The organism is Sphingomonas sp. AOB5 (assembly GCF_029433115.1).
Taxonomy (GTDB): domain Bacteria; phylum Pseudomonadota; class Alphaproteobacteria; order Sphingomonadales; family Sphingomonadaceae; genus Sphingomonas.
The window spans coordinates 21,912-36,320 of sequence record NZ_JARNTV010000007.1; the positions used below are offsets into that span (position 1 = coordinate 21,912).

At 64.6% G+C, this 14,409-nt stretch carries 18 protein-coding genes; all 18 read left to right on the forward strand.

Annotation, left to right across the window (positions count from 1 at the left end; translation table 11 throughout):
• The first annotated feature begins 2 nt into the window (after positions 1 to 2).
• The 18 genes from rpsE to P1X14_RS05060 all read left to right on the forward strand — a co-directional run bounded on the left by rpsE (position 3) and on the right by P1X14_RS05060 (position 14,296).
• Positions 3 to 719: a 30S ribosomal protein S5 gene (gene rpsE / locus P1X14_RS04975; RefSeq protein WP_277314211.1), complete on the forward strand. Its 717-nt coding sequence runs from the start codon at positions 3 to 5 to the stop codon at positions 717 to 719.
• Between the two features lie 5 nt (positions 720 to 724).
• Positions 725 to 901: a 50S ribosomal protein L30 gene (gene rpmD, locus P1X14_RS04980; protein WP_169555804.1), complete on the forward strand. Its 177-nt coding sequence runs from the start codon at positions 725 to 727 to the stop codon at positions 899 to 901.
• A gap of 98 nt (positions 902 to 999) precedes the next feature.
• On the forward strand, positions 1,000 to 1,542 hold the full coding sequence (rplO, locus tag P1X14_RS04985) for a 50S ribosomal protein L15 (RefSeq protein ID WP_277314212.1): 543 nt from the start codon (positions 1,000 to 1,002) through the stop codon (positions 1,540 to 1,542).
• Positions 1,543 to 1,721: 179 nt separating this feature from the next.
• On the forward strand, positions 1,722 to 3,068 hold the full coding sequence (gene secY, locus P1X14_RS04990) for a preprotein translocase subunit SecY (protein WP_277314213.1): 1,347 nt from the start codon (positions 1,722 to 1,724) through the stop codon (positions 3,066 to 3,068).
• Positions 3,069 to 3,094: 26 nt separating this feature from the next.
• Complete coding sequence (locus tag P1X14_RS04995; protein ID WP_277314214.1) at positions 3,095 to 3,748, forward strand: adenylate kinase; 654 nt, start codon at positions 3,095 to 3,097, stop codon at positions 3,746 to 3,748.
• Positions 3,749 to 3,803: 55 nt separating this feature from the next.
• Entirely contained in the window at positions 3,804 to 4,820 is a 1,017-nt protein-coding gene (locus P1X14_RS05000) for a polysaccharide deacetylase family protein (RefSeq protein WP_277314215.1), read from the forward strand.
• 118 nt (positions 4,821 to 4,938) lie between these two features.
• Positions 4,939 to 5,103, forward strand: a complete 165-nt coding sequence (locus tag P1X14_RS05005; RefSeq protein ID WP_277314216.1) for a hypothetical protein — start codon at positions 4,939 to 4,941, stop codon at positions 5,101 to 5,103.
• Positions 5,104 to 5,222: 119 nt separating this feature from the next.
• Positions 5,223 to 5,915 (forward strand): response regulator transcription factor, encoded by a 693-nt coding sequence (locus tag P1X14_RS05010; protein ID WP_277314217.1) that lies wholly within the window; start codon positions 5,223 to 5,225, stop codon positions 5,913 to 5,915.
• Positions 5,915 to 7,255 carry a HAMP domain-containing sensor histidine kinase gene (locus tag P1X14_RS05015; protein ID WP_277314218.1) on the forward strand — a complete coding sequence of 447 codons (1,341 nt, stop codon included), beginning with the start codon at positions 5,915 to 5,917 and terminating at the stop codon, positions 7,253 to 7,255. Before P1X14_RS05010 ends, P1X14_RS05015 begins: the two co-directional genes overlap by 1 nt.
• A 275-nt stretch (positions 7,256 to 7,530) precedes the next feature.
• Entirely contained in the window at positions 7,531 to 7,899 is a 369-nt protein-coding gene (gene rpsM, locus P1X14_RS05020; RefSeq protein WP_277314219.1) for a 30S ribosomal protein S13, read from the forward strand.
• 14 nt (positions 7,900 to 7,913) lie between these two features.
• Entirely contained in the window at positions 7,914 to 8,303 is a 390-nt protein-coding gene (rpsK, locus tag P1X14_RS05025; RefSeq protein ID WP_277314220.1) for a 30S ribosomal protein S11, read from the forward strand.
• A gap of 103 nt (positions 8,304 to 8,406) precedes the next feature.
• Positions 8,407 to 9,474 carry a DNA-directed RNA polymerase subunit alpha gene (locus P1X14_RS05030; protein WP_277314221.1) on the forward strand — a complete coding sequence of 356 codons (1,068 nt, stop codon included), beginning with the start codon at positions 8,407 to 8,409 and terminating at the stop codon, positions 9,472 to 9,474.
• 201 nt (positions 9,475 to 9,675) lie between these two features.
• Positions 9,676 to 10,149, forward strand: a complete 474-nt coding sequence (locus P1X14_RS05035) for a hypothetical protein (protein WP_277314222.1) — start codon at positions 9,676 to 9,678, stop codon at positions 10,147 to 10,149.
• Between the two features lie 129 nt (positions 10,150 to 10,278).
• Positions 10,279 to 10,701: a 50S ribosomal protein L17 gene (gene rplQ / locus P1X14_RS05040; RefSeq protein ID WP_277314223.1), complete on the forward strand. Its 423-nt coding sequence runs from the start codon at positions 10,279 to 10,281 to the stop codon at positions 10,699 to 10,701.
• A gap of 121 nt (positions 10,702 to 10,822) precedes the next feature.
• On the forward strand, positions 10,823 to 11,293 hold the full coding sequence (locus P1X14_RS05045; protein WP_277314224.1) for a hypothetical protein: 471 nt from the start codon (positions 10,823 to 10,825) through the stop codon (positions 11,291 to 11,293).
• 176 nt (positions 11,294 to 11,469) lie between these two features.
• The gene (locus P1X14_RS05050; protein ID WP_277314225.1) at positions 11,470 to 11,628 is read left to right on the forward strand and encodes a hypothetical protein; all 159 of its coding nucleotides are present in this window, start codon (positions 11,470 to 11,472) and stop codon (positions 11,626 to 11,628) included.
• Positions 11,629 to 11,655: 27 nt separating this feature from the next.
• Complete coding sequence (locus P1X14_RS05055; protein ID WP_277314226.1) at positions 11,656 to 12,075, forward strand: hypothetical protein; 420 nt, start codon at positions 11,656 to 11,658, stop codon at positions 12,073 to 12,075.
• Positions 12,076 to 12,139: 64 nt separating this feature from the next.
• Entirely contained in the window at positions 12,140 to 14,296 is a 2,157-nt protein-coding gene (locus P1X14_RS05060; protein WP_277314227.1) for a prolyl oligopeptidase family serine peptidase, read from the forward strand.
• The last annotated feature ends 113 nt before the right edge of the window (positions 14,297 to 14,409 follow it).

Sequence of the window (14,409 nt, forward strand, 5' to 3'; positions counted from 1 at the left end):
ACATGGCCGATGAAATCAACACGACCGACGCACCGGTCGAGGCGCAGGACGCCGGCCAGCCGAACGAGGGCCGTGGCCCGCGCGGCGGTCGTGGTGGCGGCGGCCCCGGCGGCGGCAACAACCGTGGCGGCCGTGACGGCAACCGTGGCCGTCGCGACGATCGTCGTGGCCAGGGTGCCGAGGACGGCGGCGAAGAGCTGATCGAGAAGCTGGTTCACATCAACCGCGTCTCGAAGACGGTGAAGGGCGGCAAGCGCTTCGGCTTCGCGGCGCTGGTCGTCGTGGGCGACGGCAAGGGCCGTGTCGGCTTCGGTCATGGCAAGGCGCGCGAAGTGCCGGAAGCCATCTCGAAGGCGACGGCTGCTGCCAAGAAGGCAATGGTTCGCGTTCCGCTCAAGGAAGGCCGTACGCTGCATCATGACGGCAATGGCCACTTCGGTGCCGGCCGCGTGACGCTGCGCACCGCACCGGCTGGTACCGGCATCATCGCCGGCGGCCCGATGCGCGCTGTCTTCGAATCGCTCGGCGTTGCCGATGTGGTGACCAAGTCGGTCGGCACGTCGAACCCGTACAACATGATCCGCGCCACCTTCGAAGCGCTTGGCGAGCAGACCTCGCCGAAGAGCGTTGCGCAGCGTCGCGGCAAGAAGATTGCCGACCTGCTCGGCCGCGGTGGTTCGCAGACCGCCGAGGCTGATGCCGCGGCTATCGCGGAGTAAGCGACATGGCGAAGATCAAGATCAAGCAGACCGGTTCGCCGATCCGCCGCACCAAGGACCAGCGCGCGACGCTGATCGGCCTTGGCCTGAACAAGATGCACCGCGTGTCGGAGCTCGAGGATACCCCCGAGGTTCGCGGCATGATCCGCAAGGTGCAGCACATGGTCGAGGTTCAGGGCTAAGCCCTTACCGAAACCAGGTGACAGACTAAGGGGAGGGGGCTAAGCGGCCCCCTTTCCAATTTCCATCAGCGCGACAAAAGCGAAAGCGAGTGCAACACATGAAACTGAACGACATCCGCGACAACCAGGGTGCCCGCAAGAGCCGATTCCGTGTCGGCCGTGGCATCGGTTCGGGCGCCGGCAAGACCGGCGGCCGCGGCGTCAAGGGTCAGAAGAGCCGCGAAGGCGTCTCGATCAACGGGTTCGAGGGCGGCCAGATGCCGCTCCACATGCGTATCCCGAAGCGCGGCTTCAACAACATCTTCGCCAAGGACTATGCCGAGGTGAACCTGGGCGCGATCCAGAAGGCGATCGACAGCGGCAAGCTGACCGCCACCGAGATCACCCAGGCCGAACTGAACGCAGCGGGCCTGACCCGCGGCGGCAAGGACGGCGTGCGCCTGCTCGGCAAGGGCGAGCTGAAGGCGAAGCTGAGCTTCACCGTCGCCGGCGCGTCGAAGTCGGCGATCGAAGCGGTCGAGAAGGCCGGCGGTTCGGTGACCATCCCCGTGATTGTTCCGGCTGCCGAGAAGGCCAAGGCCAAGCACCGTACGGTGCAGAAGGTCATTGCCGCCAAGAAGGCTGCCGGCAAGAAGGCGTAAGCCTGGCTGTTCCCCGGCTTCGGCCGGGGCCAGCTTCGGGCCGCTCGCAGCTGGGTCCGGCACTTGTCCGGGCGACAATTCGCTTCCGAGGTTAGACAAGCTCGAAAGCGTACCTATATGAGCGGCGGGGGGCGATTTTCAGCGCTCGCCGCCGTTTCTGTTTCGGGACGAATACGCACATGGCATCCGCAGCCGACCAACTCGCATCCAGCATCAGCCTGTCCAAGTTCGGGCAGGCGACCGACCTCAAGAAGCGCCTGTGGTTCACCCTCGGCGCGCTGATCGTTTTCCGGTTGCTCAGCTACGTCCCGATTCCGGGTATCGATCCCACCCAGCTCGATCTGCTGACCCAGCAGATGCAGGGCGGCGTGCTCGATTTCTTCAACAACTTCACCGGCGGCGCGCTCAATCGCGCGTCGGTCGTGGCGCTCGGCGTGATGCCTTACATCACCGCTTCGATCGTCGTGCAGCTCGCGACCTCGCTGTCGCCGACGCTGTCCGCGATCAAGAAGGAAGGCGAGAGCGGCCGCAAGCGCCTGAACCAGTATACCCGTTACGGCACCGTGGGCCTCACCGTGGTCCAGGGCTGGTTCATTGCCACGGGCCTCGAATCCGCGGGCTCGGCCGTGATCGATCCGGGCATCATGTTCCGCGTCGGCGCGGTGATCAGCCTTGTCGGTGGCACGCTGTTCCTGATGTGGCTGGGTGAGCAGATCACCAGCCGCGGCATCGGCAACGGCATCTCGCTGATCATCATGGCCGGCATCGTCGCGCGTCTGCCGCAGACGATGATCCAGCTGTTCGAACAGGGCCGCACCGGCTCGATCGACGCGCTGGTGCTGCTGATCATCATCCTCGGCGTTGCGGGCACCGTGCTGTTCATCTGCTTCATGGAGCGCGCCCAGCGCCGCATCCTGATCCAGTATCCCAAGCGCCAGACTGCGCGCGGGGTGCAGGCGGAGCGCAGCCATCTGCCGCTCAAGCTCAACACCGCCGGCGTGATCCCGCCGATCTTTGCCTCGTCGCTGCTGCTGCTGCCGCTGACGATCACGCAGTTCGCCGGTCAGACGACCAACACCGAGACGCTGTGGGGCGAGACGCTGGTCTGGCTCAACGCCAATCTGCGCCACGGTTCGCCGATCTACATGGCGCTGTACGGCTTCGGCATCATCTTCTTCTCGTTCTTCTACACCGCCGTGGTGTTCAATCCGGAAGAGACCGCCGACAATCTCAAGCGCTATGGCGGGTTCATCCCCGGCATCCGTCCGGGCAAGAACACCGAAGCCTATTTCGATTATGTGCTCACGCGCATCACCGTGATCGGCGCGCTGTATCTGACCGCGATCTGCCTCATTCCCGAATGGGCGTTCGCCGAGGCGGGCATTCCGTTCCTGATGGGCGGCACTAGCCTTCTCATCGTCGTGAACGTAACCATGGACACGGTGACGCAGATCCAGTCGCACCTGCTGGCGCACCAGTATGGCGATCTGATCAAGAAGGCGAAGCTGAAGGGCCGCCAGCGCTAATGGGCGTGGCGTAAGGGGAGAGTCAGTTGAACATCATCCTGTTGGGGCCTCCTGGGGCAGGCAAGGGCACCCAGGCAAGCCGTCTGGAAGCGGACCGGGGCATGGTCCAGCTTTCCACTGGCGACATGCTGCGCGCAGCGGTCAAGGCCGGCACGCCTACGGGCATGAAGGCCAAGGCGGTGATGGAAGCCGGGGAGCTGGTCTCGGACGAGATCGTCTCCGGCATCATCGATGATCGCATGGGCGAGCTGTCGGCCGATCAGGGCACGATCTTCGACGGCTATCCGCGCACTGCACCCCAGGCTGAGTCGCTCGACGCGATCCTCGACAAGCATGGCCGCTCGCTCGACCATGTGATCGAGCTGGCAGTGGACGAGGATGCGCTGGTCGAGCGCATCACCGGCCGCTTCAGCTGCGCGAATTGCGGCGCCAACTATCACGACAAGTTCAAGCAGCCCAAGGTTGCCGACACGTGCGACGTGTGCGGCCAGCACGAGTTCAAGCGCCGCCCGGACGATAATGAGGAAACCGTGCGCACGCGCATGGCCGAATATCGCGCGAAGACCGCGCCGATCCTGCCGATCTACGAAGCCCGCGGCATCGTGTCGCGCGTCGACGGCATGGCGGACATCGAGCATGTCACCGCCGCGATCGAAGCGATCCTCGACGGCAAGAGCTGATCGCGGCGCTCCGGCGCTAACGCTCGCTTAAGTCCGGCATGCGAGGGTCGCCTCCATGCCGGCCAAGCACGCCCTTCTCACCGCTGCCCGCGTCTCGGGCCTGTCCGCGCTCGCCCGCGCGGCGACGGCGAAGCAGTTGCGCATCCTGTGCTATCATGGCCTCTGGATCACGCCGGGTCCCGGCTTCGGCACCTGCCTGTTCATGGATCCCGCCCCATTCGAGGATCGCATGCGCCGTCTCAAGCGCTCGGGCCGCCCGGTGCTCGGCCTCGACGAAGCCGTCGCCCGGCTCGAAGCGAACGACCTGCCGCCTGCGTCCGTGGTCATCACCATCGACGATGGCTGGGTCTCGACCCTCACGCACATGCTGCCGGTGCTCGAACGCTACGAACTACCGGCGACGCTCTACGCGACCACCTGGTATTCCAGCCGCGATCTGCCGGTGATCAATGTCGCGGTCGCCTATCTGCTCGCGATGACCAGCCGCCGCGACATCGCGCTGGCACCCACCATCAGCCGCATCGAGGCGCTGCCCGAGGACCAGCGGCTCGATGCGCTGCGCGATCTCGGCCGCGAACTGGGCGTGAGCGAGGCCTGGCTCGACCAGCGCCAGTTCCATTTGCTGCGCGAGCATGAACTGGTCGAGGCGCATGCCCGCGGCCTCGACCTGCAGCTCCACACCCATCGCCATATCGACGTCTCCGGCCGCATCGGCCTCCTGACCGGCGAGATCGACGAGAACCGGGCCTTTCTGGAGCGCATCACCGGCGAGCGGGCCACGCATTTCTGCTACCCCAGCGGCACCTATCACCATTCTGCGCCGGCCTTGCTCGCCGAAAGCGGCGTGCGCTCCGCAACGCTCGTCAGCGAGGGCCTCAACGCGCCCGGCACCAATGCCTATGCGCTGCGCCGCTTCGTCGATGGCCGCAATGTCGCTCCGGTCGAGTTCGACGCCTATCTCTCCGGCACGCTCCATTATCTGAGCGAAGCGCGCACGCTGGCTCGCGACATCCGCATCCAGGCGCCCCGCCGCGCCGCTGCCGCATCGAGCATGCTGATCTGCGCAATCTGAGCGGCGCCCGCCCGCATGACAAAGATTTCATGATCCCGTCACCGAATCGCGGGGGTAGGGCGGCCTAGAAGCATCTCAACGGACCGACGCACTTGCCGGCCGTTACGGAGATCGCATCATGAAGGTTCGTTTCCTCGCTCCCGCTCTCGCCGCCGCCGCGATGATCGCTGCCCCGGCGATGGCCGCCACCGCGACCACGCATCACGCCAAGACCGCGAAGGTGCACAAGGCCAAGGCGCCGAAGCCGGCCAAGGCTTCGAAGACCGAGAAGAAGGGCGAATAAGTCTCAACCTCCCAGCATCTCCCTCCTCTGCCCCGGGGAGATGTGCGGCCGGCGGGATCCCCTTCCCGCCGGCCGCTTTGCGTCGTATTTGGCACCGCCTCCAGCGAAGCTGACAAGATATGACCCGCAAGATCCTGATCGTCGAAGATGACGCCGCAGCCGCGGCCTATCTCGCCAAAGGGCTGAGCGAGGCTGGGTTCGCGGTGGAGACCGCCGCCAATGGCCGCGACGGGCTGTTCCTGGCCAGCGAAGGCATTTTCGATGCGATGATCGTCGACCGGATGCTGCCCGGGCTGGACGGCCTCTCGATGATCGGCGCAGTCCGCGCGGCAGGACTGCGCACCCCCGCGATCATCCTGTCCGCACTCGGCACGGTCGACGATCGCGTGGACGGCCTCCATGCCGGGGGCGACGATTATCTGGTGAAGCCCTTTTCCTTCGCCGAACTGCTCGCGCGGATCGAAGCGCTGCTGCGCCGTGAGGAGCGCGCCGCGGCCGAAGTGCAGACCACGAAGCTGGTCGTCGGCGATCTCGAAATCGATCTGCTCGGCCGCACCGTCAGCCGCCAGGGCCGCGCCATTCCGCTGGGCACCCGCGAGTTCAACCTGCTCGAATTCCTCGCGCGCAATGCGGGTCAGGTGATCACCCGCACGATGATGATCGAGAAGATCTGGAACTATCATTTCGATCCCGGATCGAATGTGGTCGACGTTCACATGAGCCGCCTGCGTCGCAAGATTGAAGAGGGCTTCGCCACGCCGATCCTCCACACGGTGCGCGGCGCGGGCTATAAATTGTCGCCCGATCCCTGATGCGCATCTCGTTCACCGCGCGGATCGCGCTGCTGGCGATCGGGCTGGCGCTGGTCTCGTCGCTGGCGCTTGCCGGGCTGGTCTGGCTGCAGACGCATGACGATGCGGTCGAGGCACTGCGCCGCGATACGGTGGAGGAATCGAACGAGCTGGTCGCGGTCTGGCGCTCGGGCGGGATCGTCGCGCTCGAGCGCGCCATCGCCGATGCGCGCAGCGGCGACGATGCGCTGGTCGCCGAGATTGTCGATGCGTCGGGTACGCGGATCGGTGGGGCAGGGCCGGACCGGCTGTCGTTCGCGCCGCCGCCCGGCCGCTCCGAATTCCGCATCGCCCAGATTTCGGCCCAGGGCGATTTCGCCGGGCAGGATGTCGGCTTCGTCACCAGCCAGATCGGGCAGCACTGGATCGTCACCGGCCGCCTGCTCGACGATTGGGAGCGCGCCCAGCATGCGATCGAGCGTGCGCTGATCCTCGCGGTGTTGCTCGCCATCATCCTCGGAGTCGCGGGCGGCCTCGTCCTTGCCCGCTATGTCTCCCGCCGGCTCGATCATATCGCGGGCACCGTCGATGCGGTGGCGGCAGGCGACCTCACCCGCCGCGTGCCCGCATCGGGGGGTGACGCGTTCGACCGGCTGGCGCTGCGCATCAACGAGATGCTCAACCGGATCGACCGGCTGATGGGCGAACTGCGCATCGTCACCGACAGTATCGCCCACGATCTGCGCTCGCCCATCGCCCGGCTGCGGGTGCGGGCCGAAACTGCGGCGACCGCCAACGATCCCGCCCAGCGCGAGGCAGCGCTTGCCGGGCTGGTCACCGAAACCGATCTGGTCACGCGCATGCTGTCGGTCCTGCTCGAGATCAGCCGTACCGAAGCCTCCAATCGCGAGGCGCTGGTCCCGCTCGATCCCGCCACGCTGATCGAGGCGCTGGCCGATCTGTACGAGCCGGTGGCGGAGGAAGCCGGGATCGAGCTGGAGACGTCGGTCGCGCCACTACCGCCGGTGCCACTGCATCGCGAATTGCTGTCCCAGGCCATCGCCAACCTGATCGACAACGCCCTGCGCCACGCATCGTCCGGCGGTCATATCTCGCTCAGCCTCACCAGTGCGGACGGCGCGATGCGGATCGCGGTGGCGGATCGGGGACCGGGCATCGCCGAGGCGGATCGTGCCGAAGCGCTGCGCCGGTTCGGCCGACTCGATTCGGCGCGCAGCCTGCCGGGGGCGGGACTCGGCCTTGCGCTGGTCGATGCCGTCGCGCATCTGCATGGCGGGCGTCTGGAACTGGGCGACAATGCGCCGGGGCTGATCGCCACGCTGGTGCTGCCGCTACCCTGATCTGCCGTAACGGAAACCGCGCATTTCGCCCGATTCCGGGACCAAACATCGCCTTGGCCTTCGGGTGATATTGGAGTATGGTCCGCCTTCGACATAATCTTCCCGCTCGGGCGCTTGACAGTGCCGGTGCGGCTGCATATGTCGCCCTTCTTCCGAACCCTCGGTATCCGGCGGCGCAGTTTACGCGCTCGCCGCTGTCGTGCGTTTCGGATCAACGCTATGAGATGGGGGGCGGGCAGCCATGCGGTCCCTCGTGGAGCTGGGAGAATAATTCCATGGCACGTATTGCGGGTGTAAACATCCCGACCAACAAGCGCGTGATCATCGCGCTTCAGTATATCCACGGTATCGGCCCGGCCAAGGCCAAGCAGATCACCGACAAGCTGGGTATCGCTTCCGAACGCCGCGTGCAGGACCTGAGCGATCAGGAAGTGCTGCAGATCCGTGAGACCATCGACGCCAACTTCACCGTGGAAGGCGATCTTCGCCGCGAAACCTCGATGAACATCAAGCGCCTGATGGATCTGGCCTGCTATCGCGGCCTCCGCCATCGCAAGGGCCTCCCGGTCCGTGGCCAGCGCACGCACACCAATGCGCGCACCCGCAAGGGCAAGGCCAAGCCGATCGCCGGCAAGAAGAAGTAAGGGAGCGCTGACCAATGGCACGTGAACCGCAGCGCATTAAGCGCCGTGAACGCAAGAACATCACCGCTGGCGTCGCCCATGTGAATGCTTCTTTCAACAACACCATGATCACGATCACCGATGCCCAGGGCAACGCGATCTCGTGGTCGTCGGCTGGCATGATGGGCTTCAAGGGCTCGCGCAAGTCGACCCCGTATGCGGCCCAGGTCGCAGCGGAAGACGCGGGCAAGAAGGCCGCCGAGCATGGCGTCCGTACGCTCGAAGTCGAAGTGAAGGGTCCGGGTTCGGGCCGTGAGTCGGCGCTTCGCGCGCTGCAGGCGGTCGGCTTCCAGATCACCTCGATCCGCGACGTCACGCCGATCCCGCACAACGGCGTTCGTCCGTCGAAGCGCCGTCGCGTCTGATCGCCTTTCCGTAACGGGTACGGACTCGGGAGCGAGTCCGGCCCGTTTCGGCTGATTTTTCGGTGGAGTAGCTCCAACTCCACCCAACGAGAGGGAAAGCCCAGTGTCCGTCAATTCCAAGAACTGGCAGGAACTCAAGAAGCCCAACGGCCTCGAAAAGAAGCCCGGCGGCGATCCCAAGCGCAAGTCGACCTTCGTGGCAGAGCCGCTCGAGCGCGGTTTCGGCCTGACGCTCGGCAACGCGCTGCGCCGCGTGCTGCTGTCGTCGCTTCAGGGCGCTGCCGTCACGTCGATCAAGATCGAAAACGTGCTGCACGAATTCTCGTCGCTGGCCGGTGTGCGTGAAGACGTCACCGACATCGTCCTGAACGTGAAGCAGATCGCGCTCAAGATGCAGGGCGAAGGCCCGAAGCGTCTTCAGCTCTCGGCCACCGGCCCCGCCGAAGTGAAGGCTGGCGACATCGCCGTCTCGGGTGACATCGAAGTGATGAACCCCGATCTGGTGCTGTGCCACCTCGACGATGGCGCGACGCTCAACATGGAGCTGACCGCCGATACCGGTAAGGGCTATGTCCCCGCCGCGTCGAACCGTCCGGCGGACGCTCCGATCGGCCTGATCCCGGTCGACGCCCTGTACAGCCCGGTCCGCCAGGTTTCGTACAAGGTCGAGAACACCCGCGTCGGTCAGGAACTCGATTACGACAAGCTGACGCTCTCGGTCGAAACCGACGGCACCATCACCCCGGAAGACGCGATCGCCTATGCGGCCCGCATCCTCCAGGACCAGCTGGCACTGTTCGTTCACTTCGACGATTCGGCGATCACCCGTTCGGCTCCGATCGGCATGGCGGCTCCGGCTGCTCCGGCCGAGGGCGCCGTGGGCGACACCGCACAGATCAACCGTTACCTTCTCAAGAAGGTCGACGAGCTGGAACTGTCGGTGCGTTCGGCCAACTGCCTCAAGAACGACAACATCATCTATATCGGCGACCTGGTCCAGAAGACCGAAGCCGAGATGCTGCGCACGCCGAACTTCGGCCGCAAGTCGCTCAACGAGATCAAGGAAGTCCTGTCGTCGATGGGTCTCCGTCTCGGCATGGAAATCCCGGGCTGGCCGCCTGAGAACATCGAAGAGATGGCCAAGAAGCTCGAGCAGGAAATTATGGGGTAATCGCAGTGGATTAGCGCAAGCTAATCCGCGTCACGGCGATTACCTCGGCCGGCGGGTCAGTTTCGACCGACCCGACCGACGACGCGGCTTTGCCGCGGCGCTACCAAACAGAAAAGGCCTCGCAGCGATGCGGGGCCTTTTCCTGTTTGGGCACTTTAGAAGAGTTCTTGCCCACGGTGGACGATTTGTTACCTTAGAAACATGCGTGGGCTACTGTTCCTTTTGGCGCTTGTTATCGTCATTGTCGGATGCGAGACGCTTTACCGTTGGTATTACGATCTGGAAATTACGAGAGACTGGCTAATCTATCGCGCAGTTGCCCTTACGGTCGTGTGCGTGGTGCAAGTGATCCTATCTCGCCGTGATCAAAAGCGCCGACGGAGATATGGTAACCCGAACGAAAACGGTGTGGTCGTTCCAATTTTCCTGACGGCGTTTGGCGGCATCGGGTTCGGCATGTGGATTTGGCAGGTCATTGCCGCATTTCTGACCGGGCAGATTTTGGTTTCGACGATACCGGACACTTATACCGCATGGTCAGCCGATCCGGCCGGATTTGTAGTGGCCGTGGTGCTCAACCTTGCCGGTGCAATGTTCTTCTTTGTTATGTTCGCCTGTGGGGTGCTGATGATATGGAATCATATCCGAGCGCGAAAAGGCCCTGCTTGGCCTTGACGAATCGCCAGATTTCCGCTCTTAGGCGCGGCTTCACGCAATCGTGAGACAGGTTTTTGGCGGCGACCTTAAACACCGCCTGGTCTGGGGTTCCGTCAGACGGCCCCTTAACGAACGAAGGAAGAAGACATGCGTCATAAGGTTGGCGGCCGTAAGCTTCAGCGCACCTCGGCTCACCGTATCGCCCTGTTCCGTAACCTGAGCGCCGCGCTCATCAAGCACGAACAGATCACCACCACCCTCGCCAAGGCGAAGGAGCTGCGTCCTTACGTCGAGAAGCTGATCACGCTGGCGAAGAAGGGCGGCCTTTCGAACCGCCGTCTGGCCCATGCCCGTCTGCTCGACGATGCGCAGCTGGTGAAGCTGTTCGACGTGCTGGCGTCGCGCTACGCCGATCGCGCCGGTGGTTACACCCGCATCGTCAAGGCTGGCCCGCGCGCTTCGGACTCGGCTGAGATGGCGATCATCGAATTCGTCGACCGCGACGTCTCGGCCAAGGGCCAGGATTCGGGCCCGGTCCTGAACGACGAGGATTTCGACGAAGCCGCATAAGCGCTTCGCCGATCCGGCTTTCGAAAAGGCGGTCGCACCCCGGTGCGGCCGCCTTTTTCGTGCGCAAGCCCCATGTTCAGGGGGATTGCCCGAGCGACCCGTCGTCGCGACGCTTCCGGCCATGGCCCAAGCCGAAGACGATGCCCCCGAAGGCGCGGAATGGCGCAACGCCCGCGAAGGCGATGCCTATTCGACCGTGCTGCGCTGCCCCTCCACCGATTTCGAAGAGATCGGCAAGTGCATCACCGCCGCGACCGCGCGGCTGGCGCGGATGACCACCGATCTGGGCGCACCGGTGCCCGGCGCCCTGCTGGTCGAGGTCGACGCCACCAATGGCCATCTCATGCTAACTTGGCACGACGACGATGCCGAGACGCTGTTCGTCTATGTCGAGCTCAAGCATCTGTGGTGGGAATCGCTCGAACATCCCGAAGGCGCAGCGCACTTCGATCGCTACGCCCATCTGGCCATCTGCTCGGCGACCGAGAATTTCAACTACGAGGCCGATGGCGAATGGCGCGGCGACGACAATGCGCGCTACGACGTCTTCGAACTGTACCAGTGGGGCGATGCGCAAGAGGTGCGGGTTTAGCGGCCGCCTAATCCTTGTTTCGGGTCCGAAAGATTTCCTGATCCTTGGTACGCCACACCAATCCCCATCTATCTCCCTGAGCAGGAAGCCACGCTTTTCCGCCAATTCCGGCAAGTGGCACGATCCCTGCGAACAGTTGCGCGCCGGCAAACTGGCCGGTCGCAGGGAGAATGAAGATGAAGACCCGCTCGTCCGCGCTGTATCAGCGGACCGTCCATTACCAGCGCCGCCCGGCCACGCCGCTGCTCGGTGCCGTGACCGCGATCGGCTTCGCGCTGTTGCCGCTCGCCGTGCTGCTCTGGGCTGTGCCGCAGACCGGTATCGGGATCGCCTGATCGCCCCGGCTGCGCTAGACCCACCTCATGGAAGCGCCGCCTCTATATGAAGGTCGCCAGCCGCTCGGTGGCGGCTGGTGGGTCGTTCCGCCCTATCCGATGGCCATCCGCGAAGAGGATGGCTCGACCGTCATCTGGCATTCGCCGCGTGGGCTGAGCCTGTGGATCAGCGTCTATGGCGCGGATCCGGGCACGACCGCGGCGGATACGCTGGAGTGGGTCCTGTCCGGCCGTTCCGAAGATGCGTGGGACGAGATCGAGGAGCAGGGGCCGGTGCTGCTGCGCTATGGCTATCGGCTCGACGACAGCGATGCGGCTTGCCCGACCTTCTATGGCGCCGCGATCGCGCCCGATGGCGGCTATGCGCTGCTCGGCGCCTATTTCGAGGACGAAGCATCGCTGGCGGACGCGATGGCCACGTGGCGCAGCTTCGAGTGGAAGCCGTAAAAGGGGCGTTGAGTAAGCGCGCCGAGCTTCCTACGGTGCGGCCATTCCCAAATCGGAGGCCCTGATGCGCCGCGTATCCACGCTGTTCCCGCTGCTACTCGCCACGACTACCCCCGCAATTGCCCAGACCGCTCCGGAGACCACCGCCAGCATGCCCAAGATCGCCTATCCGCAGACCCGCCGCGTCGATGTGGTCGAGGAGCAGTTCGGGGTGAAGGTGGCCGATCCCTATCGCTGGCTCGAGAATGACGTGCGCAACGATCCCGAGGTCGCCGCCTGGGTCGCTGCCGAGAACAAGGTGACCGACGCCTATCTCGACACGCTGCCCGGCCGCGATGTGTTCGCCGCGCGTATCCGCCAACTGTTCGACTATGAGCGGTTCGGCGCGCCGACCAAGAAGGGCGGCCGTTATTTCTACATGCACAATTCGGGGCTGCAGAATCAGGCCGTGCTGTGGGTCCGCGACACGCTGACCGGCCCGGGCCGCATCCTGATCGATCCGAACGGCTGGGCCAAGGACGGCGCGACCGCGCTCGCCGAATGGCTGCCCTCCGACGATGGCAAGTATCTGATCTACTCGATTCAGGACGGCGGCACCGACTGGCGCACGGTCAAGGTGATCGACGTCGCCACCGGCAAGGAAACCGGTGACGAGGTCAGCTGGGCCAAGTACACGATGGGCGCGAGCTGGGCCAAGGACGGCTCCGGCTTCTTCTATTCGCGTTACCCCGAGCCGCCCGCCGACGCGAAATATACCGCGCTCAACGAGAATCACCGCGTCTATTTCCACAAGCTCGGCACGCCGCAGAGCGAGGACCGGCTGGTCTATGCGACGCCGGACAAGCCCAAGCTGGGCCATTATGCGGGCATCACCGATGACGGCCGCTATCTGGTGATCGGCACCAGCGAGGGGACCGACAACAAGAATATGGTCCATATCATCGACCTGAGCGATCCCGAGTGGAAGCCCAAGGCGATCATCCCCGAACTGAAGAACGACTGGTCGGCGATCGGCAATGAAGGTTCGGTCTTCTATTTCTCGACCGATGCCGGCGCCCCGCGCCAGCGGATCGTGTCGGTCGACATCGCCTCCGCCGATCTGACTCCGAAGGAGATCGTTCCGCAGAGCGATGCCACGCTGGGCGGCGCGACGATCGTCGGCGGGTGGCTGGTCCTGTCCTATCTCGTCGACGCGAAGACCGAAGTCCGCCGCTACACGCTGGACGGCAAGGCCGATGGCAAGGTCGCGCTGCCGGGCATCGGCACCGCAAGCGGCTTTGGCGGCGATCAGAAGGACACGGAGACTTTCTTCGCCTTCACCAGCTTCAACGCGCCGACCACCATCTATCGCTATGACGTGGCCACTGGAAAGGCGACGCCCTGGGCCCAGCCCAAGGTGGCGTTCAATCCCGCCGACTATGTGGTCGAGCAGCGCTTCTTCGCGTCGAAGGACGGCACGAAGGTTCCGATGTTCGTCGTCCGCCACAAGGATACCAAGGGCCCGGCACCGACGTTGCTCTGGGCCTATGGCGGGTTCAACATCGCCTACACCCCGGCCTTCTCGGCCTCGCGCATCGCGTGGATGGAGCAGGGCGGCGTGTTCGTCCTCGCCAACATCCGCGGCGGCGGCGAATATGGCAAGGCGTGGCACGATGGCGGCCGTCTGCAGAACAAGCAGAATGTGTTCGACGACTTCATCGGCGCAGGCGAGTATCTGATCCGCGAAGGCATCACCGGCAAGGACCAGTTGGCGATCCAGGGCGGCTCGAACGGCGGCCTGCTGGTCGGCGCGGTGGTCAATCAGCGGCCCGATCTGTTCGCCGCGGCGCTGCCCGCGGTAGGCGTGATGGACATGCTCCGCTTCGATCGCTGGACCGCCGGCCGCTATTGGGTCGACGATTATGGCTATCCGAACAAGGAAGCCGATTTCCGCACGCTGTGGAGCTATTCGCCCTATCACAACATCAGGGGCGGCCGGAGTTACCCGGCGATCCTGGCGACCACCGCGGATACCGATGATCGCGTGGTGCCGGGGCACACCTTCAAATATGCCGCCGCACTCCAGGCTGCCGATATCGGCGACAAGCCCCACCTCGTCCGGATCGAGACTCGCGCCGGCCATGGTTCGGGCAAGCCGACCGACAAGGTTATCGAGGAGGCATCGGACCTGTGGGCCTTCGCGGCGCGCTGGACCGGGCTGGAAGTCAAACCGCGGAAGTAACGACCTGATTCGAGGACGATCTCACCGGCACCCAAGCGGGTCGGTCGAGATCGGCCTCGATTATTTCGAAATAGTGCGCGGACCCCTTCGAAAGTTGGAAATCCTGTGACAGG